Annotated in this window: 17 protein-coding genes; 5 read left to right on the top strand and 12 right to left on the bottom strand. The window is 35.7% G+C overall.

What is annotated here, in order from left to right; genetic code table 11:
• Positions 1-427: 427 nt before the first annotated feature.
• From IHE43_RS12480 to IHE43_RS12470, 3 genes are read left to right on the top strand one after another with little or no spacing between them, the layout of a single operon-like run.
• Positions 428-799: a hypothetical protein gene (locus tag IHE43_RS12480; RefSeq protein WP_192184183.1), complete on the top strand. Its 372-nt coding sequence runs from the start codon at positions 428-430 to the stop codon at positions 797-799.
• 15 nt (positions 800-814) lie between these two features.
• Positions 815-1,213: a hypothetical protein gene (locus tag IHE43_RS12475; protein WP_192184182.1), complete on the top strand. Its 399-nt coding sequence runs from the start codon at positions 815-817 to the stop codon at positions 1,211-1,213.
• A 38-nt stretch (positions 1,214-1,251) separates the two neighbouring features.
• Positions 1,252-1,521, top strand: coding sequence for a PrgI family protein (locus IHE43_RS12470; protein ID WP_192184181.1), 270 nt, complete (start codon positions 1,252-1,254; stop codon positions 1,519-1,521).
• A 234-nt stretch (positions 1,522-1,755) separates the two neighbouring features.
• Here the strand turns inward: IHE43_RS12470 and IHE43_RS12465 are convergent, their stop codons facing one another.
• From IHE43_RS12465 to IHE43_RS12435, 7 genes are all read right to left on the bottom strand, one after another.
• The gene (locus IHE43_RS12465) at positions 1,756-2,130 is read right to left on the bottom strand and encodes an STAS/SEC14 domain-containing protein (RefSeq protein ID WP_192184180.1); all 375 of its coding nucleotides are present in this window, start codon (positions 2,128-2,130) and stop codon (positions 1,756-1,758) included.
• 224 nt (positions 2,131-2,354) lie between these two features.
• The gene (locus IHE43_RS12460; RefSeq protein ID WP_192184179.1) at positions 2,355-2,834 is read right to left on the bottom strand and encodes a hypothetical protein; all 480 of its coding nucleotides are present in this window, start codon (positions 2,832-2,834) and stop codon (positions 2,355-2,357) included.
• A 43-nt stretch (positions 2,835-2,877) separates the two neighbouring features.
• Positions 2,878-3,528, bottom strand: coding sequence for an outer membrane beta-barrel protein (locus IHE43_RS12455; protein ID WP_192184178.1), 651 nt, complete (start codon positions 3,526-3,528; stop codon positions 2,878-2,880).
• Positions 3,529-3,819: 291 nt separating this feature from the next.
• Positions 3,820-5,589 (bottom strand): RagB/SusD family nutrient uptake outer membrane protein, encoded by a 1,770-nt coding sequence (locus tag IHE43_RS12450; RefSeq protein ID WP_192184177.1) that lies wholly within the window; start codon positions 5,587-5,589, stop codon positions 3,820-3,822.
• A gap of 5 nt (positions 5,590-5,594) precedes the next feature.
• The gene (locus tag IHE43_RS12445; RefSeq protein WP_192184176.1) at positions 5,595-8,879 is read right to left on the bottom strand and encodes a TonB-dependent receptor; all 3,285 of its coding nucleotides are present in this window, start codon (positions 8,877-8,879) and stop codon (positions 5,595-5,597) included.
• A gap of 73 nt (positions 8,880-8,952) precedes the next feature.
• Entirely contained in the window at positions 8,953-9,876 is a 924-nt protein-coding gene (locus tag IHE43_RS12440; protein WP_192184175.1) for a FecR family protein, read from the bottom strand.
• Between the two features lie 83 nt (positions 9,877-9,959).
• Positions 9,960-10,484 (bottom strand): RNA polymerase sigma-70 factor, encoded by a 525-nt coding sequence (locus IHE43_RS12435; RefSeq protein ID WP_192184174.1) that lies wholly within the window; start codon positions 10,482-10,484, stop codon positions 9,960-9,962.
• Positions 10,485-10,747: 263 nt separating this feature from the next.
• Between IHE43_RS12435 and IHE43_RS12430 the strand changes: the two genes are divergently transcribed.
• Complete coding sequence (locus tag IHE43_RS12430) at positions 10,748-11,809, top strand: phosphatidylinositol-specific phospholipase C1-like protein (protein ID WP_192188214.1); 1,062 nt, start codon at positions 10,748-10,750, stop codon at positions 11,807-11,809.
• A 168-nt stretch (positions 11,810-11,977) separates the two neighbouring features.
• Here the strand turns inward: IHE43_RS12430 and IHE43_RS12425 are convergent, their stop codons facing one another.
• On the bottom strand, positions 11,978-13,921 hold the full coding sequence (locus IHE43_RS12425; RefSeq protein WP_192184173.1) for a metallophosphoesterase: 1,944 nt from the start codon (positions 13,919-13,921) through the stop codon (positions 11,978-11,980).
• Positions 13,922-14,269: 348 nt separating this feature from the next.
• On the opposite strand from IHE43_RS12425, the gene IHE43_RS12420 reads away from it, so the two are divergent.
• Positions 14,270-14,644, top strand: coding sequence for a YdeI family protein (locus IHE43_RS12420; RefSeq protein ID WP_192184172.1), 375 nt, complete (start codon positions 14,270-14,272; stop codon positions 14,642-14,644).
• An 87-nt stretch (positions 14,645-14,731) separates the two neighbouring features.
• Here IHE43_RS12420 and IHE43_RS23625 read toward each other — a convergent pair whose 3' ends face one another.
• The 4 genes from IHE43_RS23625 to IHE43_RS12400 all read right to left on the bottom strand — a co-directional run bounded on the left by IHE43_RS23625 (position 14,732) and on the right by IHE43_RS12400 (position 26,479).
• Complete coding sequence (locus tag IHE43_RS23625) at positions 14,732-17,611, bottom strand: RICIN domain-containing protein (RefSeq protein WP_225585079.1); 2,880 nt, start codon at positions 17,609-17,611, stop codon at positions 14,732-14,734.
• Between the two features lie 222 nt (positions 17,612-17,833).
• Positions 17,834-19,471, bottom strand: a complete 1,638-nt coding sequence (locus IHE43_RS12410) for a glycosyl hydrolase family 18 protein (protein WP_192184171.1) — start codon at positions 19,469-19,471, stop codon at positions 17,834-17,836.
• A gap of 254 nt (positions 19,472-19,725) precedes the next feature.
• A complete protein-coding gene (locus IHE43_RS12405; RefSeq protein ID WP_192184170.1) occupies positions 19,726-22,398 on the bottom strand; it encodes a beta-1,3-glucanase family protein in 2,673 nt (890 codons plus the stop codon).
• A gap of 121 nt (positions 22,399-22,519) precedes the next feature.
• On the bottom strand, positions 22,520-26,479 hold the full coding sequence (locus tag IHE43_RS12400) for a family 16 glycosylhydrolase (protein ID WP_192184169.1): 3,960 nt from the start codon (positions 26,477-26,479) through the stop codon (positions 22,520-22,522).
• Between the last annotated feature and the right edge of the window lie 367 nt (positions 26,480-26,846).

Here is a 26,846-nt window from a genome sequence, read left to right as displayed (position 1 = left end):
ATTTTTTTAACGAAAAACCTTTCATTTATATTACTTTCGGTTTTACAGTTAAAATCATAGATGTTCAATCCTTTTATTTCTTCTAAGAGCTTTTTAAAACAATAACAATAATGTAATCGATGACTTAAATAAAAAATTATTCGGTAAAATCTTATTTATCTAACATTTTTCTTTTAAAAGGGAGAATTTAAATGATAACAAACAATTCCGCCAATTAAAATTTTTCTCGAATCAATAACGGTAGAAAACTCATAATTAAGTTTTCCGGCTGAAGCATTCTATTTTTCGTTTCAACTGATAATTATAGAAATAGATTCCAATTTTCTGTAACAATTTCAAACGATCCAAAAGCTAATTTTGTAAAATACAAGCCTTTAAAGTAAAAATCGGAAGATTTCTTCCAGGGAAATAATTAAATTTAAACGTCATGGAAAAGTATAACAACGAAAATTATGGTCCGAAAGACCCGGATTTTATCGATCAGGAAACACTTATTGATACTGATAATTATAAAAAAGACGAAGATCCATATGAGCAACAGTATCGCGGGGAATTTATAGGAGATGTTAATCATGAGACAAATGATTCTAACCGTAATGAAAACATTCCGAATGAAGAAAGAATCATTAATGAAGATGGTTTAATTACTAATGATGAAGAAAAGGATACTGAATACATTCCGGACGATGTCGATGATCATAGCCAGCCCGAAGACGAGGAAGAGCATATAGATGACGACACAAAGGATATGGACGATTTCGAGGCAGAACATTTTCCTGAAACGCATCCGAGAGAATAAGCAAAACATCTATTTATGGATCTTTTAACCCAAATTATTTGGCTTTTTGTTTTAGCAGTTCCAATTGCATGTATCAGTTGGACTGTAACGCATGAAGAAATATTTAGGGAACCTCGCGAATGGTGTGTCAGACATTCTAAAAATGACAGGACATTATTGTCACGAAAAGCGTTTTATCTTTTTACGTGTGAATACTGTTTTAGTCATTATGTCACAATTGCCTGTTTATTCTTTACAGATTATAAACTTTTGTTAAATGACTGGCGTGGCTATATTTTGGCAGGATTCTCGCTGGTTTTTGTAGCAAATATTTATATGAGTCTTTTAGCCTTATTAAGACAAGCCATTAAAAAAGAAAAAGTAGAAATTGAAAAAATTGAGATCGAAACAGATCATGAAAAGATCTCCTCATAAAATACAAAAAAGTTTAAACAAATAAAATTACAATAATCATGGAAAATTTAAATTTTATAGACCCTTTATTGCACGGAATTACACCAAACCCGGCATCAAAACTTTCAGTTAAAAATTTAGTTTGTGCCGGTATCAGTTCAATTGTTATTGGTGCTGTATTAAAAAAAGTAGGGCACAATAAAACAGCAGCAGTTGTTGGAGGTCTTGCACTGCCATTATTAGCTTCAGCCTGCTATAAACATTTAGAAAAATCTTCGAAAGCAAAAAGAGAAGTTACTGATAGTAGTGGTATCGAGTATAATCACTAAAAATTTTGTTTGCTTCGCCAATTCGGCTAAAGCCTCGTGTCAGGTTTTTCAGGTTTCAGGTTGAATGCTGCATGTGATTCTGAAAACGAAAAAAAATAAACAAAAAATTAGCCACGAAAAATTCATGAGTTTCTATAGTTCTGTAGAAGATTCCTGAAGGCGTGGCTGATTTTTTAACGTTCGCAGAGAACCTGAAACTTGAAACCTGAAACAAAGAAAACCTTGAAACAAATTTTATGCTATATTAATATTTCCCTCGACCCAGTTTAAGGCTTTATTAAATTCTAATTTTTTGAATCCGTGGAATTCTCCCGGAACGACATAACTAAATCCGTTGGTAAAAGAAATAATATCTTCTGAATCTGTAATTATAGCTGCTCTGTTCCATTTTCCAAGATGTTTTAATCCCAGTAATGCATCTTCAAGCCAGGCACCGGCAGTAAAATTTTCAAGATCGGTATCCAGAACTAATAAAAAATTAATTTCATTGGTTTGTTTCACTAAATGCTCAACCGCAGGAACTACTACACTCAGAAAATCGTCTTTAGTTACTTCTGCCAATGCTCTAAAAGCCACTATATTATCTGTTGTATCAATTTGATGTATCATGATGTTATATTTTGAATTATTTTTAATTTGTCAAGTTGATAAATTATTTCTTTTTCACAGTCAATATGAAATGCTATCAAAAATACCACTAGTATACCATTCAAATATTATATCATTGCAATCCTTTTTTATAAAATAACTATCTTTTGGAAGCTCTAAGGTACTGAGGTTCTAAGGCTCTAAGGTTTTATGAAAAACAGTAGAACCTCAATACCTTAGAACCTTTATTTACTAATTTTTGATTTATCAATTTCACCAATAAAAGGAATCGAATCCTGAATTTCCGCTCTTATGGTTACTTGAAGATATTGTTCTAATTGTGCAAATTTAGCGGCGTTTATACCTCCAATTGCATTTTTAAGTTTACTGAAAGTCGAAGACAAAAGTTTATCCAATTCTATATTATTTTTAAGATTGGCTTCCGTCAATTGTGTTGCTTTTGCATCATCCAGTGTTGCATAATTAGTCGCATAATCATTAATGATTTCAATTTTTTTCTGACCTAATGCTTTTCTTTCTGTTTCATATTTATCATAAATAGGCTGAAACGCTGCGGCCTGAGCATCGGTTAGGCTCAAATATTGTTTAACTAAATCTGTTTTAGATTTACCGTATACAGACTGAATAATAGCCACATCTTCTTTTGATTGTGCAAATGCACCTGTTGTCATAATAAGGACAAATAATAAAAATATCTTTTTCATAATTTAATTTTTAATGGGTAAATTTTTTCTATGGTTTTCTTGTTTATTTACTGAAGTCGTAGCTTAGAGAAGCTCCCAGTCCAAACTGAAATGTTGATGCATAATCAGTAACTCCCACAGGGCCCCAATAGTAGTCCCAATAGTAATCATATCCAACAGCTGCCGACATAGATTGCAAATAAGCATGAAGATTAATTGATAATGGTGAGTTAGTTTTTACTTTTACACCCGCTTTAATTTCCCACGCAAAATAAGTTCCGTTTCCACTTTGAGGTGATTCCAGAATCGCTACACCTGCTCCTGCTCCTAAAAATGGTAATGCTTTTTGAGAACTTGACCCGAAATAATACGTATAATCAGCTAATATATAATTAATAGCACCTTCATCATCTCCGGCATTAAGCTGAGTCCCAGCGGGAACAGGATTATTAGGTGTCAAAGCCTTCGTGTATAAAGGCATTTTTGTATCAAGTCGGTTATATTTTAATTCTATAGAAGCATTATCCATTATAAAATATTCAAAACCTGCACCGTATTCAAAACCATCTTCTACATAAGCATAAGAGTTGTCAAATTCCACCTTGTCCTTAAAAGTATAACCTCCGTACAAATTAAGCAAAAATGCCCCTGAACTCTGTGCCGACATTGCCAGCGAAAAGAAAAAAACAACGAATAATAAATGATACTTTTTCATGATTTCTAATTTTTGTTTGATTTATAATTTTATTTGTTTTTAAAGTGAGAATGTCAATTAAATATTACATTTTTTCTTAAAATTAGCCCAAAGCTAAATAGAATTAAAAAATAAATATTTGAAATATTCGGCTTTAATGGTTTCAAATTATAACTTGAAACCAATAAGTTAGATAAAAACTTAGGAAAAAATCTTCTTTAATATTCCTGATTCTTTGAAAAAAACAAAAGCCTGTTTCGAAAGAAACAGGCTTTTTGTAAAAAAAATAAATAAAAATAAACTAACACAAAACTAATTATATCCTTGATTTTGTTTGAATTCCTTAGTCACATCAATTGTTGACTGCGGAATTGGGAATACTCTTCTAAAGGGTTGTGAAGCTGCTTTTGCAGTTCCTGGTAAATCAAACTTTCCAAAACGGATCATTTGTGGTCTTCTGTACAATTCCCAATACAATTCGAAACCTATTTCTTTATACAATTGTGTTGCATCTAAAGATGTTAAGGCTTTTCCCGGGGCACTTGCATACAAAGATTCTCTTTTTCTGCTGGTACGTAATTTATTCAAATCATCCATTGCTAATCCGTTACTTCCTTTTCTGAAATAAGCCTCAGCTCTCATCGTGTACATTCCGCCTAAACGAAACAATGGAATATCAACATTACTATTTCCGTTTCCTCCTTCAGGATCAAATTCATATTTAAAAACACGAGCTCCCTGATTAATTTCGTTTTGAGCAAAAACAGCCTGAGCAGGATTCTTAAATGTTAATGATGGCGTGAAATTCATTCTTGTAGTGCTGCTTTTTTCCATATATAAAGGAGAAACTTTAATACGATTACCTATCATTTCTAAAGATCCTGATGGCAATAATATTGGACCATACTGAAGTCCGGCCTGAATTCCTCTGTTAAAATGAAACCATGGTAAATTAGTACTTTTAGGTACAATATCTGTCGCAGGAACGCTTACATCTGTACCGTCATTCATAAACCATGTACCATCTGCGTATTGGTAATGTTGTTCAAATCTAGGATCATCGTGATTTCCATCCCATGTTGCATAAAATTCAGGAGTTGTACAAGCTGCATTTGTTCCTCTGTTTGCAGCAGATGCTCTCTGGTTACGTTCCATACACACATACGCAAAACTATTAGAACCGTTACGGATATAATCTATCTTTTGAGAAATAGCAAAAATAAGTTCCTTACCATTTTCGTTATCTCTTGCAAAGTTTTTGAAATAATCACTTTCTAAACTGTATTTTCCAGAGTTGATTAATAATGAAGTGTAATAAATAACACGGTCCATATCAGTTCCTCCACCACTTACTGCAGGCTCACTAAAATTAAAACTTGAATTTGCATTAAAACGATCTTTAAAAACAGCACGGTTCAAATACATAGTAGCTAAAAAACCATACGCTGCTTCTTTTGTAAAACGTCCGTGGTGCGTTTGCTGCTCTCCCATAGGAGCTAAATCAGGAATCAAAGCTTCAACATCTGTAATTAATTGATCGATTTGAGTATCGGCTTTTAAAATTTGCAAAGGCGCATTCGGGTTCATTGGATCTCTGTATGGTGTTTGTCCGTACAAATCCAAAGTTGTGTATAAATAATACGCTAAAAGGGCTTTGGCCTCAGCCAAAAACAATTTTTTCTGCGGAATAGAACTTTCTTCAATCGACTGAATTGCTGTTAAAGAACGTGTAATTCCGTTAGTCAATTTGTTCCAGTTGTCACCTACAACCGCATTATCAGATTTCCATGTAAACTCGTGCATGTCTCTCCATTTTCCACCATCTCCCCAGTCACTTCCACGAGTTGGCAAAATAGCTTCATCAGTTGTATATTCCTGTAAAGAAAAAATTGCTCCGTGATCTGTAAAAGTTCCGTCTCCCAGTCGATCGTAAGCTGCAGCAAGTGCACCAGCAGGATTAGAAGCATTATTTCCTAAAACCTCATCAAGAACAACTTCATCAAGATCAGTACAGCTGGCAAACAACCAGACGAAAGAGAAAAATGCGATTAATTTTATATTAAAAATTTTATTTGTCTTCATAATAATTATAATTTTAAAGTTGCTCCAAAACTGAACGTTCTGGAAGTTGGATAACTAGCGTAATCAATACCAATAGACTGATTTCCTCCGTTTGATTTCGGACTGTTGATTAAAGGATCATAACCAGAATAATTCGTAATTGTAATTAAGTTTTGTCCTGTAACATAAAGTGTCAATCCGTTTATCCAGTTTAATCCTTTTAAATCAAAATTGTAACCAACACGCGCCGTATTAAGTCTGATAAAATCTGATTTTTCTAAGAAAAGTGTAGATAAAATTGGAGAGTTTGTAGCATTTGCACCAGACTCATAATATCCTGTAGCAACGTTTCTGTCAGAAGCTAAGTTGTTTATATTCAAAGCATTTAATCCTGTGTTATTCAATAAATAACCTCCGGTTTGACCAATGATAGAGAAAGAGAATGTAAAGTTTTTGTATCTCATGTCACTATTGAATCCGTAGTAGAAAGTTGGCAATGCACCTTCGATAATTACTCTGTCGCTGTTATCAATTTTTCCGTCTCCGTTTTGATCTTTAAAAACATTAGCTCCGTTTGCATCAAAACCAGTATGTTGTAACAAATAGAAAGATCCCGCAGCATAACCGCTTTTGTAAATATTAGCATTAACTCCGGATTGTCCTGGTCCTGAAATAGTCCCTGTCAGGATTTCTGAAACTGGAAGATCTTCAATTTTATTATCTAAAGTTGCTCCATTCACATCAATATTCCATGAGAAATCTTTTTTATCAATTAGCTTAGATCCTAACATAAACTCAAAACCTTTATTGATAATTTTTCCGTCGATATTCGTCCAGATAGTTGTTGTTGGGCTCAAAGCTTGTGAAGGAACATTCAAAATTGCATCCGTTGTCGTTTTGTTGAAATAATCTAAAGTTCCGTAGAATTTATCATTCCAAAAACTAAAATCTAAACCAGCATTATATTGTGTTACAACTTCCCATTTTAAATCAGGATTTGGTGTTCTGTTTACAGAAACTCCGTTTACCAAATTCAAGTCGTTGTACAAATAATATCCGTCAGCACCTGCCAATGAATAACTTGCCTGAGTGATTTTGTTTTCTACTTCCTGATTTCCAGTTTGTCCCCAGCTTAATCTTAATTTTAAGTTACTTAGGGCTGTAGCGTTTTCTAAGAATTTTTCTTTAGAGATATTCCAACCCAAAGCAGCTGAAGGAAAATATCCGTACTTATTATTTTGACCAAAACGAGTTGAACCGTCTGCTCTCATCGAAGCTGTTAAAAGATATTTTTCATTGAAAGTATAATTTACCCTTCCAAAATAAGACTGCAATTCATTTTCCTGAGCATAACCGGAAACTCCGGATTGTGTTCCCGCAAATCCAGGATTAATAGATGGTGGTACACCCACTCCCTGATTTGAAATTCCGTCAATACTGAAACTTGTTCCTGATCTTTCAAACTTCTGATAAGAAAATCCGCCTAAAGCTTCTATTTTATGTTTGTCTAACAATAGATTGTAAGTCAGATAATGTTCGATCAAAGAGTTTTTTGAATCTAAATTGTTCTGAACATATTTCCCTTTTGGATTCAAGTCCGTTAAATTTGGAAAAATCGTCGTGTTTCTTTCCGCTGCAGAACGGTCAAAACCAATGTTTACTTTATATTCCAATCCGTCTACAATTCTCAATGACGCTTCTAAATTGGCCAAAACTCTTATTGTACGGGTTTGGTCATCGTAAATACTTAATAAATAAGCCGGATTGTAATGCGCGTTCATATTGAAGTTAGTATACTTTCCATTCGCATCAAAAACAGATCTTGTTGGATTTGCCATTAAAGTATGAACGATCAACTGTCCGTTTGAACCTCCGTCATCACTTGTAGGAACTCCATCATCTTTGGTTTCACTCGCAGTAAGATTCATTTTTACTTTCAAACGTTTGTTATCCAAAAATGATTCAGCAGCGTTAATTCTACCCGACATACGTTTAAAATTACTGTTTCTGATAATTCCTTCCTGATTCATTTGCGCTGCAGAAGCATAATAATTTCCTGTTTCTGTTTGTTTAGAAAAAGCCAATGAATTATTTGTTGTAATAGCGGTTCTGTAAATTACATCTTGCCAGTCTGTATTTCCTCCGTGGTCAAATGCAGGATCTTTAATCGCTTTTCTGTATTGACCAGCATCCAAAACATCTAATTTATTAGCTACGGTCGAAATTCCTGTGTAAGAATCAAAAGTTAAAGTTCCTTCGCCTTTGGATCCTTTTTTCGTTGTTACCAAAACAACACCATTTGATCCTCTTGCACCATAAATTGCAGCAGCCGAAGCATCTTTCAAAACGGTAATAGATTCGATATCACTATTATTCAAAAAGTTCAATGGATTTTTTGCCTGTGAGCTTCCAAAACCAACATTACTTGCACCAGGGCTAACATCGTCATTTGATAACGGAACGCCATCAACTACAAATAAAGGTGTACTTCCGCTTCTGATAGAACCAACTCCACGAATCGTAACATTTACTCCTGCTCCTGGCTCACCGCTTGTGCTAACCACACGAACACCAGCAACTTTTCCTTGTAATAATTGGTCTGGAGAAGTAGAAATACCTTGTTTAAAGTTGGAAGCTTCCAACTGTGTAACAGCCCCAGTAACATCTTTTTTAGATTGCTTACCGTAACCAACAACTAAAACCTCTGCCAATTCAGATGTATTTGGTTCTAACTGAATTGTTATAAAACCACTTTGTGCAGCAACTGTTTTTGTTTTATAACCTAAATACGAGATTTCGATTGTTTTTCCTTCTCCAACCGTAAGTTCAAATTCACCATCAAAATTTGTAGTTGTTGAGTTCGATGTACTCGTTTCTATAATTGTCGCTCCAGGAATTGGGACTTTGTTTTCGTCAACAATTTTTCCTTTTACTTTTATTCTGTCAACCGCTTTATGTGTTGTCGTTTTTGGAGCTTCTGTTTTCTGAATTAAAACTAATTTTCCATTAATGTTATAATTGAAATTAGCTTTTTTAGAAAGGTCACTTAAAATTAACGAAACAGATTCGTTTGTATAATTTACCGTATAAACAGTATTATCAGCGATAATAGCCTGCCCATAGCTAAATTTATAATCTGTTTGCTGACTTAATTTTGAAAAAATAGAAACTAGCGTAGCTTTTTCTACTTTATTTTTTACGTTTGATTTTTCAGGGAAATTAGTTGTACTGTAACCATTTTGAATGGCCAGTAACGCCATTACTAAAAAGACAATTCTCTTTAGATTTAAATAGGAAAGTTTAAAATACATGATTTAAGTTATTGGTTTTTTATCGATACTTACTTATTAATCCAGTTGTTCTCAGCAACTGCTTTTTTGTTTTTTAATCCACTTTTACTATTTCGCCATAAACTTTAAATTTTAGGTTTGTGATATAATTTATTTGTTCTAAAACATTCTCTAATGATGCGTCTTTCTTAATAAACACCGTTAACGGCGTTGCTAATACTTTTTCATTATCATACTGAAATGAAACTCCGTATTTATATTGTAAAATCGTAATAACATGTTTAAGAATTGTCTGATTTAGTGTGATATCAGTATTGTACCAATTGACTAAATAGGATTTATCTGCCAGTTGTTTGGTCAGTTTTTGAGATTCAAACAAAGCTTCTTCATTCGGAACCAAATCAACACTCTGTCCTTTTGAAGTAACATTTACTTTTCCCGTTACGACGATCACTTCGCATTTTGATTTTGATAACTGAATGTGGAAAGAAGTCCCAACCACTCTTGTTTTAATTTCGCCGGAAGTAATAATAAAAGGATGTTTTTTGTCTTTGGCCACTTCAAAAAATGCATTTCCTTTTAATAGCGAAACCTTTCTTTCGTCTCCCAGAAATTTTTCAGGATATTGAAATATAGAATTTGCTGCCAGATAAATTTTCGAGCCATCATTTAACTGGATAGATTTGGGGATATCTAAAGTTTTAAATGTTAAGTGCTTTTCAACTGAAAAACCTGGTTTGAAAAAGAATCCCAAACCAACAAGAAAAAGAATACTGGCAGCGGCCATGTATTTTAAATAAGGATTGAAGCTTCTCTTCTTTCCTATTCGAAGTTGAATTCCTTCATATATATGTCGCGAAACTTCATTAGGATTTCCCATTGCAGTTTCGTTCCATTTTGAATTTTGATATTGATCAAAAGCAAAATCATTTAATAAATTTTCTTCTGCAATTGAAGTTTTATTTCGTGAACTTTTATCTATAAGATGTTCTAAACTATGTTTGATTCTTTTTATCATATTACTTATTATTACAAGTAAGTACGGGAATCATAAAATCGTACTATCGGGAAATATTAGGAAAACATTAACGGAAAGTTATCTTAAAACTTTTGATGCAAAATAATGTATGGAGCCAGCCAGGCCAGGTCTTTTAAGCCTTCACGAAGCTGTTTTAAGGCAGAAGAAATTTGGTTTTTAACTGTTTGTTTCGAAATTCCGAGTTCATCGGCAATCATATCGATTGACATATCCTGAAATTTGTACATCAACAAAACTTCTTTTCTTTTCTCCGGAAGTTTATCTAGTAAAGAATAAAGTAAATCCATTAATTCAGGATCAATCGAAGCGAAATTATCAATAATATAATCTTCAAACTGATCTTCCAGAATGGTCTTATCAAACCGATTATTTTGATAATGTTTGAAGACCTGATTTTTTACGGCACGAAATAAATACGGTTCAATCGCATTAATATTCAGATCGTCTTTTCGCTCCCATAAATCAATAAAAACATCCTGAACAATGTTCTGCGCCAAGTCTTTATCCTGAGTCATCGTATACGAAAACGCATTGAGCTTTTTCCAGTATTCGGTATACGTTTGTTCAAAAATTTCAGGATTCTTCATAACTGCTTTTGGTAGTATTTGTTGATGTAAAATAATAAAATGTTATACCAAAGTTTTTTGTCTGAAGGTTAACTTTAAATTAAATAATGAATTCTTTGCTGTATAAATACTACTATTTTAAGGCAAAAATGATAATCGGTTTGCGATTTCTTTTTCTTAATCTAACATAAAATTGAAATTTTTCTTTTAATTTAGTCATGGATAAAAATGTATTCTCTTTTGATGCGTCCCTTAATCTGGAAACACTTTTTATACCTTACATCATGAAACAAATTCTGTTTACATTATTTCTTGCCGGCGCTATAAACACCAGCGTTCAGGCACAAAACGACAATCTAAAAATCAATCAAATTCAGGTCATCGGTTCTCATAACAGTTATCGTCAGGCTATTGAGACCGATTTGTACAATTTTATTCAGGCCAAAGACACAAGTCGTTCTTTAAAAGGTCTGCAATACACTCATATTCCAATTACAGAGCAGTTAAACAAAGGTTTAAGAAATCTTGAAATTGATGTTCAGGGTGATACTAAAGGCGGAAAATATGCACACCCAAAAGGTTTAGACCTTGCAAAATCTGAAAAAGCTTATGATCCAAATGGAGAAATGCAGAAACCGGGTTTTAAAGTTTTTCATATGATCGATATTGATTTTAGAACATCCTGCTACACGCTTCAAAATTGTCTTGCAGAATTAAAAAAATGGTCTGATGCAAATCCGGATCACGTTCCGGTTTTTATTACGTTGGAACCAAAAGATGACGATAGCTTCTTAGGAACGAAAGCTGAAAAATTTACACCTGAGTTATTTGATGCTTTAGACAAAGAACTTCGAAAAGGTTTAGGAAATAAACTAATCACGCCAGATATGGTACGTGGAAAATACAAAACATTGGAAGAAGCCGTTTTGAACAACAATTGGCCAACACTGAAAAAAGCAAAAGGCAAATTCTTGTTTATTTTGGATAATAACGGAGCGAAAAGAGATTTGTATGCTTTGAATCACCCTTCACTTAAAGGGCGCGCTGTTTTCATCAACGCTGAACCTGGAAAACCGGAAGCGGCGACCTTGTTTAGAAATAATTCTGAAGATCCTCAAATAGCCGATTTGGTTAAAAAAGATTACATCATTAGAACCAGAGCTGATTCTGATACTAAAGAAGCCCGCAAAAATGATTATTCGCACTTCGAGGCAGCCAAAAAATCAGGAGCACAAATCATCACAACAGATTATTATTTGCCAAGTACGTTTTTCAATTCTCCTTATCAGATCAAATATGATGACGGAACTTATGTGAGAGTTGATCCGATTAATGGTGTTAAATAAGTTTTCAGTCTCAGTGACAGTTTTCAGATTGAAATGAGTAAAGTTTAACCGCAAGGTTCGCAAAGGTTTACGCAAAGGTTCGCAAAGTATTTATTGACAAAGCTTTGCGAACTTTGAGTTTTCTAAACATCAGCTGCGACAAAAACCCTTGCGAACTTTGCGGTTAAATTACTTCAATCCAGTAACCGCACCCGTTTTCAAATCAACTGTAAAATGATCTGCCGGGACTTCATGCATGAATTTATTGAAGATGATTAAAAACAATCGCATTTGGTTTTGCAAAGGTTTTTCTTTCGAAGTATCAGCTGCATGATTTTCAAAAAACAACTGAGACAATATTTTATATTGTTTGGCTCTCGCTGTTCCAACATCGGCTAAAGCCAATTCATCGGCACTTCTGAAACGATAAAAATCGACCAGTAAATCGTAGCCTGTCCAATTGAAATCTTCTTTTTTAAGTTTGTTTTCTTTTAAATATTGAGCCGATTTAAGTTGTGCCTCACTCCATTCTTTTTGGAATCTTTCCTTATTTTTTAAAACTTCATTAAAATCACTATCCGATTGAACGCTCGCTAAAACCAATAAATCCTGCCCGGAAAGTTTCAGGAAAAAATCTTTGAAACTAGATGGCCAATCGTCTGATAAAAAGCGTAAACGAACCAGCTCTTTCAAATGAAAATCGGTAAAATCATGGTAGTTTTTAGTTTTTAGAATATCGATATTCCAAATGCCTTTTGTCTGCTGACTTTGCAGAAACTGATACTCCATTTTATACAAATCAAAAAGTTCGTTGTATCCCGGAACATTATCAATGGTGATGGTTTGAATATCAACTACATTCTCTTTTTTAATCGTCAATAATTTATAGGCTGGAATATAAGCTGCCAAAGACGGCGTTTGAATATTCACCAAAGTATTCCCTTTTTCTGTCGTGCGTATTCCGGTATCGTTGATATGCATATGTCCGCCAAAATGAATTTTCAATCCGGCATCTGCAAACTTCTTCGCTACTTCTTCAACCGGAACCCGGTTCAACTGCCATTTGTTTGGTCCAAGTAGTTCTTTTATTTCTGCAGAAGCATCATCATTAAAATCAATCATCGGAAAATGACTGAAAGCAATTAAAGTTTTGCCTTGTTTTTTGGCTTCCGCCGAAATATCCTGAACCCATTTTATAAGATGCTTTTTGTTTGAAAGCACATTATTGTACCCCGTACTCGCCTCTGAATAATTTTTAGGATCTTTTGGATCTCCATCATTTTTCTTCGGAACATAAACGTTTCCGTCAATCGCCATTAACCATAATCCGTCAATTGGTTCAACAACATAACTCACATCCGGAACTTCGTAACCCGGTGTTACGTTATAAACTCTGTTAGACAGTAAAGCGGCTTCAGAAGCTTTTTCAAAACTATAATTTTGGCTGTTATAAGTTGAAAATGGAGTTGCCCAGAATTTGTATTTTTTATTCGGATAAAAACCAAAATCTTTTAATCCGTCTGTGATTCCTAAATAACCCATTTTGGCAATATCGGCTGTTACAATTACAGGCTGTTCGGTACTTAAATTTGGCTTATAAAGGCCGTCTTTGCTATAAATGGGCTGGCTTTTTCCGTCTTTACCAAGAAAATCTTCTTTACCGGAATCTTGTGCAAAAGGTCCAACGGGATCGTGATTTCCTGTTGTGATAAAAAACTCGATGTTATATTTTTTGCTGTATTGCGCTAAGATCTTTTCTAAACCTCGAACGTGAATGGGCTGACCGTCATCGGTATAATCACCGGGAAGCGCGACGTATTTTATTTTTCGCTTTGCGATATCCTCCAAAGCAGCAATAAAAGCAAAATAATTTTCATTGAAGATTCTGGTCGAATGCAATTGAGAAGCCATCGTTCGCAGTAAAACATATTGACCGGTTTTCGGATTTAAAACACCTTTATACGCATTGTCTGAAAAGGTTCCGAATAAATCCTGTAAATGTACATCAGATAAAAAAGCAATTTGAGTGCCGTTAAGATTCTTTGGATTTTGGGCTGAGATAACAAAGGTGAAAAAAAGGAAAAACAATAGGAAAAGATTGTTTTTATATAATAAAGCATATTTAAAATTCATTGATTAAGTTTTAAAAGGTGGGATTTGCAATTTTATACATTAATGAATGAAATGTCTTTACCTAATTGTTATTTAATAATAATTTTTTCTGAATGATTTCAACGGATAAATTTTTATTAATTCACAAGCTCCAGAGGAGTAAAATATGTATAGTAAATATCTAAGATTGCGAAATAAAGCTCCATCGGAGTGATATACTATTTTTACATGAAATTTAAAAATATCACCCCGCTGGGGTTACGTAATATATATTCTAAATTTTCTATAAATATATCGTCCCTCTGGGACTTAAAATTTCTACATCAATGAATTATTTATTAAATTTATTCATTTCAATTCGTATTTATCATGGAAACAAAAGACGGAAAACTAGCCATTTATGCCCAAACCAGAAAAGAATGGCGCGATTGGCTTCAGCAAAATTCCCAAACAGAGAAATCAGTCTGGTTGATTTTATACCACAAAAAAAGTAAAGTAGAAAGCATCAATCTAAATGATGCTACTGAAGAAGCCTTGTGTTTTGGCTGGATTGACAGTTTGTGTAAAAAAAGAGATTTTGAAAGTTTCTATCTGACCTTTACACCCAGAAATCCGAAGAAAAGCAAATGGAGTCAACCCAACAAAGACCGCGCAGCAAAAATGATTGAACAAGGTTTAATGACCGAACACGGCCAGCTTATGATCGATCTTGCAAAAGAAAACGGTAAATGGGAATCTGCATAAAAAAAGGCTGCCATTTCTGACAGCCTTCCATTACATTAAAACCTTAAAATTAATGTATCTAAAACCATTATGGCGAATGGGTTAGGATTATTTTTTAATAAAACGCTTGATCGTCTTCTCTCCATCCTTCTCAAAAACAACTAAATAAATTCCTTGTCTCAAATTCGAAACATTCAAACTATTGTCATTTATTTTTTGAGATAAAACTACATTTCCTGTTTGAGAATCAACAACATTCAGATTTCCTCCCGAAACGTCTTTTGTAAAGAATAACGTCTCTGAAACCGGATTTGGGTATACATTAAATGCAATATCAGCTGGTTTTTCTTCTTCAATAATAGATGAAGTTTCACGAGTTATGGCAGCTGCACCAATTTTGGTAATTTTAATCCAGTTGATGTTCATACCAGTATTTTGAATGTAGATTCCGAAATTATACGTTCCGGCATTTACGTTTACCGTTTGTGTAACGGTTTGCCAGTTTTGCCAGCCTCCTGTATTGGGTATATCAACATTTCCCAGAACAATCGTTCCTCCGTTTAAATCAGATGATAATCTGCCTCCGGTTACGCCACTTGCTACTCTGTATTCAATTAAATAAGAACCTGTGGTTGGAAAATTGATGTTATTGTACGCAATCCAATCACCCGTTTCAGTATAACCAACGTTTGATCCTCCTCCGCTATCTGTTGTAGCTTCTACCTGAATGCCGCTCATAGCAGAATAATCTTCGGCCTGAATTAAAGTTGAAGTTTGGGCAGTTGTGGTGGAGATTAATTTCCATTGTCCGCAAGTCTGGCCATTATCCTGCCATTGCTGTACATTCGCACCATTTGCCGTGCTCGCTCCTGCCACTTCAACCAGTTTACCGCTGTGTCTGGCAATAATCTTGTAAAATCCGTCACCAGCTGCAAATAAAATAAATTGCTGATTGGTGGTTCCGTTGTATGGATATTGCTCCACATTGGCACCATTATCTTTATTAAAATTATTTACATCTAAAGATTGCCCGCTGTGATTGGCAATAATTGTATACATACCATCCCCTAAATGCGTCAAAGTAAATTTTTGATTGTTTCCTGTATTTACAGTTCCCTGCGCTACATTGGCTCCGTTAGCTAAACTGGCATTCCAGACATCCATATTGAGACCGCTGTTTCTGTTTTGTAAATAGAAAGTCTGATTTCCTAAAGTCGTAACACCATTGGCAAGAATTCGAATCGAACTTACTTTATCATTCCACGTTGTATTTAAACACGAATTATCAGAATTAATTACAGTCGAGGCTCCGGTAAAATTATCATCCTGATATAAAATCGCCTGAAAGCCCTGCGTAATTCTAAGTGACGAAATATCATCATTTAAGATTCCCAAAGAATTTAAGCGTGCCAGATTATAATCACCGATGGTTAATCCACCCGAAAATCCGGTGTAATTACAATCTTTGTAAGCCGTAATAACATCGGTTGAAGGGGCTATATTTCCTCCTGGCGGAATTGTTCCGGTAATCGAATAACTCCCGATAGAACCGTAAGCCGAATATCCTCCGTAACCCGCACTTCCTGCTCCGTTACCGTCAACACCGACAAAATATTTTCCGGCAGGCAAATTCACATTCATCGAAGCATTTAAAGCAAATGGATCAGAATTCCAATACGTTCCCATTTCGGTTCCAGCCGAATTATACAATCGAAGCAAAAGATGCAGATTTCCGTCTCTTGAAACCGTATTTACATTTATTGAAACATTTCCTCCTCCCGTCGTAAACGTAAAGAAGTCATAATCGGCTTCACTTGAAATAATTCCGTTTTTCTGATTAATAGCGCCACTTCCGTTATAATCTAAAGTGGCTGCAGCTGCTGTAGTATTTCCATAATCATCGCCTCTGTATCCCACTCCAAATTTAGCACTTGCTATGGTTGCCACATCATCTTGTTTGTTATTGGCATAATCATACTCTCCTTTGCTCCATTGCACAACGGGTCTGTAATAACCTGCTCCCATAATGGGTGCCCACGAAGTATTGTTTATTCCGACAAAATAATCCTCTTTGGGAGTGGTACGGCCATCATGACCAAGATCAAAAGTATGTCCAACTTCATGCGCTGAGGCATCTCCACCCGATTTACCTGAAGTAATAAATACCCAACAAGGTACATCATTGTCCCAATTGAAGGAACCAATATAAGCGACACCTCCTGCTCCCGGAGCTGCAGTATTGGTTGGAGTTACCACCACGCGCATTCTTCTGTTTCTTGGATACGAATTAAAAACGGCTTCACTTGTTGTCACGTTCAGATTAAAAGGTCTGTAATCTTCTGCAACGACTTCCCAATGTTGCTGTACATCGGCGTCGCTCATTCCGGATGGTGCTGCGTTGATTGCGTTTCCGTTATTCCAAAGATTTCCTGCAGGCATATTATAACCGTCAAAATCTAACATCACACAGCCTGCCGCACCCGGTAAACTTTGCAAATTCAATAAAGCAGGTGCAATTGCAGCAGCGACTGCTGTTTTATTTGTTGCTTTTTTAGTATTTTCAGGTATATCTTTAAAATTGATACAAACGATTGTATTGATATCCACTTTAGAAACATACGCATTTCCCTGAGCGTCTGAATAATATTTGTAGGCTTCTTTTGTTTTCTTTAAAATAATATGACCTTCCAACTTTTTATCCAACACTTTGACGAAAAAAGAAGATTCAGGAACATCTTTGATTTCTCCAATCAGAAATTCACTTGATTCATTTGATTCTTTATAATTTATTTTTCCTTTAAAGTTTTTTGAATTATCGACTTGCAGCAAAATTGTTTTCTCTGTACTTTTTGCAGTGGTATTTACTAACTCATTCTTTAATTTATTCATGAAGGTTTTACTAGAGCCTAAAGAAGTCTGTGCAATTGCAAAACTGCTAAAAGCCAGAAATAAGAATAAGCTAAACCGAAATTTGTAATTGTTTTTCATATGTAAGGTAGGATTTGGGGGTTACTTTATTTTTCACGCAGATTTAAAAAGATTTAAGCAGATACACGCAGATACTTTATCCAAATTTAAATCTGTTCAAATCTGCAAAATCTGCGTGAAATAAAAATCTTTTTAATTCTCTAATCTGTGGCTTTATTTTTCCCCACAGACTGAACAGACTTTTAATTTTTAATTCTCAATTTTTAATTCAAACCAGAAATGCTATTTCTTAATAAAACGTCTCACTGTTTTGATTCCGTCTTTTTCAACTAAAATCAGATAGATTCCCGATTTTAAACCAGAAACATCAAGACTGTTGTTACTAATTTTTTGTACCGAAACCGTATCGCCACCCTGAGAATTTATAACACTCACATTGGCTCCTGAAACTTCAGCAGTAAAGAAAATAGTACTTTCTGTAGGGTTTGGATAAATAGTCAGACTTTCAATTTTTTCTTCAGAAACTGTTTCTGTTAAAGCTGTTTTCGCAGCCAAACCAGAAGCCGATTTTGTGATTCTAAACCAGTTTAAATTCACACCAGAACTCTGAATGTAGATTCCGAAGTTATACGTTCCTGCGTTTACATTAACCGTTTGAGTGATGGTCTGCCAATTTTGCCAGCCTCCTGTATTGGGTACATTAACTGCACCAAGCTGAATTGTTCCTGCACTTAAATCTGATGATATTCTGGCACCGTTCACAGCACTCGCTACTCGGTATTCAATTACATAATTACCGGAAGTTGGAAAATTGATGTTGTAGTATGCCATCCAATCACCTGTATCTGCGTAACCTACATTTAAACCTCCACCAGTATCCGTCGTCGCTTCGGTTTGAACACCACTCATTGTGGAGTAATTTTCTGCCTGAATTAAAGTTCCGCCTGTTGGTGGCTGACTTCCGGTAATAACCTGATTTACGGCTGTTAATAATGATTTAGAACCAACCGCATCCTGAGATAATTCCCAAATCATGACACCACCGGCATTTTGAATCGCAAAAGTTGTTTTTGCTTTGATAGTTGGAATTCCGTTATAATAAATAGTATTTCCAACCTGATCTACATTTTCTGCTCCAGGATATTGGGCCACAATATTAGCATAAGAAATTCCCTGATTTGCTGAAGCTCCAAAACCATATCCGTAAAACGGAAGACCAATGATGGCTTTACTTGCCGGCAATCCTCTTCCTGTCCAGTAATTAAACTGATTAACCGCCATACTGTATGGAGAATGTTGTCCTGGACTATTTGGTGCCCAAGGACCTGTTGCATCATAGGCCATGATATTGATCCAGTCATAAGCGGCAAAAGTTGATGCAGGTACATTGGCACCACCATATCCTTCTGAAAGTGCTGCTGAAATCAATTTACCATTGGCATGCAGTTTATTCGCCAAAGCGATTACAAAACCGCCATAATCGCCATTAATTGCCGGACCTTCTAAATCGACATCAACTCCGTCAAAATTGTGGGCAACAACATAGTCATAGATTTTTTGAACAAAAGCGGTTCTGTTTGCGGGCGTAATCAGATTAAAATAATTGTCACGAATGGCACCGCCTTCGGAAACTGAACCTCCTCCAAGGGAAACAAAAACTTTAATATTCTGACCGTGTGCTGCATTAATAATGGTATTACTTCCTGAATTGAAAGTCAGATATCCATTTGCATCCGGATTTTCAAACGCAATATTAATGTGCGTTAATTTACTGTACTGGATACTGCTTGAAAAAGCATTCAAATCTATCCAGTTTGGAATATAAGCGATAACTTTTTTCTGGGCTGTTGCTAAATTAAAAATACCCAACATTAAAATAATTATGCATTTCTGCAACATTCTTCTGTAATTGTTTTTCATAATAATTGTTTTAATAGATTAATAAACTCGTAAATAATGGGGACGGCTTTTGAGTTGTATTTTGGTTTTAGATTTTAGATTTTAGATTTTAGATTTTAGATTTTAGATTTTAGATTTTAGATTTTAGATTTTAGATTTTAGATTTTAGATTTTAGATTGGAATTTGGCTGTGCCAAATTCCAATTAGTTTGCTTTACAACTCATTCAAAATCAATCTAAAATCTATCCCGACACTTCGGGACTGCCATCTAGAATTATTTTTTAATGAAACGTTTGATCGTCTGTTTGCCCTCTTTTTCAAAAACAATCAAATAGATTCCTTTTCTTAAGTGCGAAACATCGATACCGTTATTATTGCCTTTTTGAGTTGAAACAACCGCTCCGGTTTGTGAATCCACTATTTTTATGTTTTCTCCGGAAATATCTGTGGTAACAAAAAGTGTGCTTTCAACCGGACTTGGATAAACATTTAAAACTGTTTCAATCGGAGTTTCTTCTTCAGCGGAAGCTAAAGCCGTTTTAGCAGCTAAACCAGCCCCAACTTTTGTGATTTTTATCCAGTTAATATTCATTCCGGTATTCTGAATATAAATTCCAAAATTGTAGGTTCCGGCATTCACATTTACCGTTTGAGAAACCGTTTGCCAGTTTTGCCATCCTCCAGTATTCGGAATATCTACATTACCTAATACAATAGTTCCTCCATTTAAATCAGATGATAATTTACCGCCAGTTACGCCACTTGCCACTCTGTATTCGATTAAATAAGAACCAGTAGTTGGAAAATTTATGCTGTTGTAAGCAATCCAGTCACCTGTTTCAGTATAACCTACATTCGAACCTCCTCCTGTATCTGTAGTTGCTTCAACCTGAATTCCGCTCATGGCAGAATAATCTTCGGCCTGAATTAAAACAGAAGTTTGAGAAGTTGTAGCGGGAACTAATTTCCATTGTGCACAAGTCTGACCGTTATCCTGCCATTGCTGAACATTGGCACCATTTGTCGTACTTGCACCTGCAACTTCTATTAGTTTACCACTGTGTCTGGCTACGATTTTATAAAAGCCATCGCCTGTTGCAACCAATATAAATTGCTGATTTGGAGTGGCATTGTATGGATATTGCTCTACATTGGCACCATTATCTTTATTAAAGTTATTTACGTCTAAAGACTGGCCGCTGTGGTTGGCAATAATTTTATACATACCGTCACCCAAATGTGTAAATGTAAATTTCTGATTGTTTGCTCCGTTTACAGTTCCCTGTGCAACATTGGCACCGTTTGCATTACTTGCGTTCCAAACATCCATATTCAAATTACTATTTCTGTTTTGTAAAAAGAAAGTCTGATTTCCTAAAGTAGTGGTTCCGTTTGCAAGAATTCTGATAGAAGTTACTTTGTCATTCCATGTTGTATTCAAACAAGAATTATCCGAATTGATTACGGTTGAAGCTCCGGTAAAATTATCATCCTGATACAAAATTGCCTGAAAACCTTTTGTCACTTTAAGCGAAGAAATATCATCATTTAAAACGCCCAAAGTATTCAAACGTGCCAAATTATAATCTCCAATAGTTAATCCTCCGGAAAACCCGGTGTAATTACAATCTTTATAAACCGTAATCACATCTGTTGTCGCAGGCACTGAAGGAACTGATCCGGCATATCCTCCAAAAGCAGCAATTACTTTTGTTGGTTGTGGAGAATGAAGAGAAGGTGATTGATCAGCCACGTCATCATATGCAAATCCATAAGCCAGATTATCAACACTAATGCCTGGCAAATGCCAAAATTTAGAATAATGATTCGTTGGATTTACCTGATAGAATTTTGAGGCATCATACCAGTTCTGCTGTCCCGGATTTGCAGTGGTTGTGTTTACAACATGTCTGTTGATTGCCGCCGTTAATTGGGCCTGAATAACAAGATCTAAATCTCCGTCGACCAGTCTTCTGTCCAGAACACCTTTTCCTTCGAGCGCTTCCTGAGTCGAAGGTCGGTTTTGAACTCTTCCGGTACGGCCTGTAAAACCTCCTGATTGTCCAACCATTTCAAGTTGTTCTCCAATTACTCTTCCTTTGAAAACTCCGGCATCTCCGGCATAAAATATTAAATCTTCATTTTTATATTTGTTCCAAATGGCATCAATATAAGATTTTAGATAATTGGCCTGAGGTCCTACTGAAGTTCCTCCGGTTCCATCTGCAAATGCAGGCGTTTTTGATGGCGCTGTAATTTCTCCTGTCGCATCATTTACACAACCCTGAAACTCTGATGGAACATTAGCTTTAAAAGACGCCACAATATCAGCATGCTTTTTTAATTCACCTACTCTTTTCTGATAGCCGTTTGCTCCAAATAACTCTAATCCCATTGGGTATTTATACGAATCAACTCTTGAAGGATTTCCGAAGAAACCATATTGATTATTAGTCAATTCGATGATTTCATATAAAATTCCCTGATTCGGATCGGTTGCATTCAACGGGTTCGGAGAAGTATAACCAGAAGGGGCTCCAGTGGCTCCAAAAAAGTAAAAATACAGCTGTTGTCCTTTGGCAATAAAAACTCTACAGCCTGCAATTTGTGGCAGTGTAAAAGTCTTATTGGGAATCTCACTCAATTTGGTAAAACAATTGGCATATTTTGAGTTTTGTCCCGGACCGGTGTTGCCGCCAATTGTTGGTCCTGTAACCGTGTTATAAGACGAACTCATTGGTAAAACCTGACTCGTTTTGGCATTTACCCAAACGTGATTTCCGGTGGTGTAATCAATACCCACAATAGCAACATACAATTCGTTGTCGTTAAAGGTGGAGGTATTGCTGATGGTAAAAGGTATAGGTCCCTGCCCATACATAAAATTGGATAGCAATGCGAAGAGCACTACTGCAAAAAAGGTTTTTAGTAATTTAAAATTTCTCATTTTTCATTCATTTTTAGTTAATAATTGGTTTGTAATTAATTAGTTAGTAATAATGAGAAAATATTTATGCGTAAAAAGCCGGGTGTAACTATTTAGGATCATCACACCCAGCCTGTTTTAATTATTGCTTAATCAGTTTTTTAGACCAGCTTTTTTGATCTGATTTGAAATTCAGAATATAAATGCCTCTTTTAAATTGACTAATGTCAATCTGACTTTCATTAACATCAGCATCCAGTTTTTTATCTAGCAGTAATGTTCCTGATTCATTGTAAATTGTGATCACTTTATTGTCTAATTTTTCAGGTATTGAAAGTTGAATATAATTACTCGCCGGATTTGGATACATCACAAATTCTGTTGCTATCACTTGCGTATCTTCCAGAGCTACAGCAGCTTTTTTGGCTGTCGAAGCAGCTCCGTACGCTTCAATTTCGAATAGCGAATACCCGTATGGAGTCAAAGCTTTAGTGTTGCATAAAATTCGGATATATCTTCCTGTTCCGCTTACCGCTAAATCATCGGTTCCTCCATCGCTGGCCGTTTGTGTATTTACAGTTTCATTTTCGGTGAAAACATTATCTGTAGAAATCTGTATTTTATATTGGGTTGCAAAAGCAGCTTCCCATTTCAAAACCACGCGGTTAATGTTGTAATTGCTTCCCAAATCAACATAAATCCATTCGCTTGTATTGGCAAAACTACTTGCCCAACGTGTTCCTGCATCTCCGTCTGTGGCTTTCGCCGAAGAATAAGTAGCATTTTCTTCTGTAGATGCTGTAGTTGTTTTTGCCAAGGCTAAATTGGTATTAGTTGGAGCAGTGATATTTCGAACGATAACATCGCTAAAAACTCCCGTTGCCAAAGTTCCATTTGCATGGGATGTTACAGCCATACCCACATAAATAGTACTTGCCATGGCAATCGTTCTTGGGCTACCAAGTTGCGTCCACGTCGTTCCGTTATCTGAAGTATAAGAGGTGAAAATGTTTCCTGATCTGACAATACGAATCCATTTTGGAGCCGTTCCTGCCGCTACAGAAGCAGTTGTGATTCCTGAAACAGCATCTCTTGATAGAAATTCTACACCTGCCGCCGCACTTACATCGGTCATAGCATGTTTAGAAGTTGGCGTAAGTGTTTCTCGGAACATTACTCCTGCTTTTGCGTAAGTATTGGTATTGGTTAACGAATTTACTTTGGCAATAATTTCAGCATCACCTGTAATCGGTTGGTTTACAAATTGAAATTGGTCGCTGGTTTCCCAAATGTCATTTCCTGAACCTTTGATGGTAAAAGTCCCACTGGCATGCGTTGCTTCTCCGGCTGGAGTTACGGCACCTAAATCGGTACTAACCCATGGTGCTGGCAAAGTTGCTGGCGGATTTTCTGTAGAAACTAAATTTAATGCTCTTAGATTATCAAAATAATAAGTATTTCCAGAACTCGTTCCCGGTTCTAACAAGAAAACAAAACGATTTACTTCGCTGTCTAATGTCGATGCATCCGGCGAACTTGCATACGTAAAAGTAACGGTGTGCCAGGCATTACTTTGTTTTACTACACCTTGATAAATACTATGTCTTCCGACAGGATAATTTGACGGAATTGAAGCGCTGCTTTCTGCCTGCCATGAAATTATAGATCCAACCGGTGCAGAAGTGTATACATCCATCGCAAACTTTTTAGTACCCGCTTTGAAATCTCCAATGTTGGTTAAAGTGGTATTGAATGAAAAATTATCATACAATTCCGTTGCTTTTCTAACATATTTTCCAACGTTTGAAGAAGTATTAATGCCGCTTGCGTTTGGATTAGCCGTGTTTGGCGTATAAGTTCCGATGGCATCTCTAAAAGTGATATTGTGAACGGTTTGATAATCTTCATAAACTACTCCGGGTGTAAATGTATCCGGAAGTTTGGTTGAACCAATTCTGATGTTATCAAAATAATAGGTGTCGCTGGTGTAAGAACCTGAGTTGGCTAAAATAACCATTTGGTTAATCGCCAGATTTGAAGTTCCCGCATCTGGACTTGAATTATAATAGAATGTAAGTGTTTCCCATTGATTTTGTTTGGTGGTAATCGCGACATAATTACTGTTTCTTCCCGTTGGGAAATTTGCCGGAAGCGATGTTGCACTATTCTCTAAATTCAAACTTACAACCGTACCGATTGGTGCTGAAGTATAGACATCAATCATGATTTTATTGGTCTGATTTTTCAGTAAACCTGCATCTTCAATTGTGCTTTGTGTGTTGAAGAATAACACATCGTATTGTTCGGTTACATTTCGAACATATCTCGCGACATTAGCAGAGGAGTTAACTGAATTTGCTCCCGGATTCGCTACTACAGTATACGTTCCGGTTGTAGTTCCTTTTATGATTTTATTAATGCCATCGTAGTTTTGCAAAACATCGGTAGCAATAATTGGTTTCTCGGGTGCTGCTTTTGTGAGCAGATTATCGAAATAATAAGTTGCACCTGAATTCGAATTCGATTCAAAAAGAAATACAACATTATTGATCGTCAAGGCACTTGTATTTGGGTCAATTACTTTTTCGAATTCAAATTCAATTGTTTCCCATTTGTTTTGTACCGTTGTCGTGGCTTTGTAACCACTATGTCTTCCTGAAGGAAAATTGGTTGCTGTTGTTACGAGGCTATTCTCTAGCTGCATAGAAATCTTCGTACCAACCGGTGCTGATGTATAAATATCAAAAGAAAGCTTTTTTCTGCCATACACATAATCATTTGCATTGCTGATTGTTACATTTTTGATATTCAAAACATCATATAATTCAGAGGCATTACGAACATATTTTCCAACTGAAGCAGAAGTATTAATTCCCGTAGCCGATGGATTCGCAACAGCTTCAGTCAAAACTCCGGTTTTGTTTCCGTAGACGATATTACGGTTTGATTGAAAATCTTCGTGAATTCTCTCCACTGGTAATGGCGCTTCTGTTGTTACCGCTAGTTTATAAGTATTTGCGGCACAGCCCGAAACTGTTGTAGCTACAGCAACATCTCCCCCAGATGTTCCCCAGTTAACAGTAATCGTGTTTGTACCTTGTCCTGAAGTAATTGTGGCTCCAGCCGGAACCGTCCAGTTGTAAGTTCCTCCTGCGATTGCATTTATAGAATAGGTTTTACCCGTTTCATTATGATATACTTTTGCATCACCAATAACTCCGTAAGTAAAACTACCGCTGTAAACGCGAACGTAATCAACTTGTAGTTTGGCCGGAAAATCAGCCGGAATTGGCTCCACTCCTGCACCGTTTACACTTGTATAAGGCGTTCCTACACTACCAACAGCCAGATTTAAAATAATATAAAACTGCTGATCATTAAAAGGCCATCCGCCGTTTACGGTTGTATTTGGTGTAGCGGTGTGAAATAAATTTCCATCAATAAACCATTTGATACTATTTGGTCCCCATTCTACCGCATAAACGTGAAATTCAGTCGACAAATCAGTTGGTGAGCTATAGCTTCTTCCTGTATAATGATAGCCGCCCCCGTCGTAATGAATGGTTCCGTCTATAGATTGCGGATTCCTGTGCTTGGCTTCCATGATATCAATTTCACCTGTAAAAGGCCAATTTGATGTGCCTGCCGGTAACATCCAGAAGGCCGGCCACGCTCCCATTCCCGAAGATAATTTCATACGAGCTTCAATTCTACCATATTTAACGGCATATTTTCCTTCCGTTGTCAGTTTTGCAGACGAATACGGTTGCTGCGGGAATGATGCATTTGGCTCGTACTTCGCCTGAATATTTAGGTAACTATTTGTTCCTTCTTTTACAATTGTAGCCTGATTAGGATCGTAACGTTGTGCTTCCCCATTTCCAAATCCGCAAAGCGAAGGACAGCCGTTTCCGGAAATACTTTGCCATTTGGTTAAATCTACAGTTGTTCCGTTAAACTCATCAGACCAAATTAAAGTGTTGCATTGTGCCTGAAGTTTAAGAAAAGGTGTAAGAAAAAATAGTATCAGAATGGCACACCTTTTTAAAAAATAATAATTGTTTCCCGGTGGTCGGCCGAAAAAAGAGTCTTTTTGTTTCATTATTTGTAGTTTTTTGTTAGTAAAGCTTATTAACACAATAAATCTTCTATTTTTTAAAAAACAGAACTATATTGTATTAATAAGATGACAATATTAACAAATAAACTACCCATGATGTCAATTTTGGGCTACGGTTTGACTACGGTATTTATAAAAAAATGTAATAAACAGCTTTCAAAAAGCGTAAAACTACTTAGGAATTAACTGATAGGAAAAGAACTCGTTTTTCAGCATTTTAAGGAGTTAGAGATCGGTTTTAATTTGTAAGAATAGAAAAAAATTAAAAATTGAGAATTAAAAATTAAAAATGTGCCAGACCTGCGCGAGAAAATATAAATAGATAAAAAATCTGCTCAATCTGCCAAAT

This window comes from Flavobacterium sp. MDT1-60 (assembly GCF_014844035.1).
GTDB lineage: Bacteria > Bacteroidota > Bacteroidia > Flavobacteriales > Flavobacteriaceae > Flavobacterium.
Note: the sequence above shows the minus strand (reverse complement) of the source record. Positions and strands in the feature narration are given on the sequence as shown.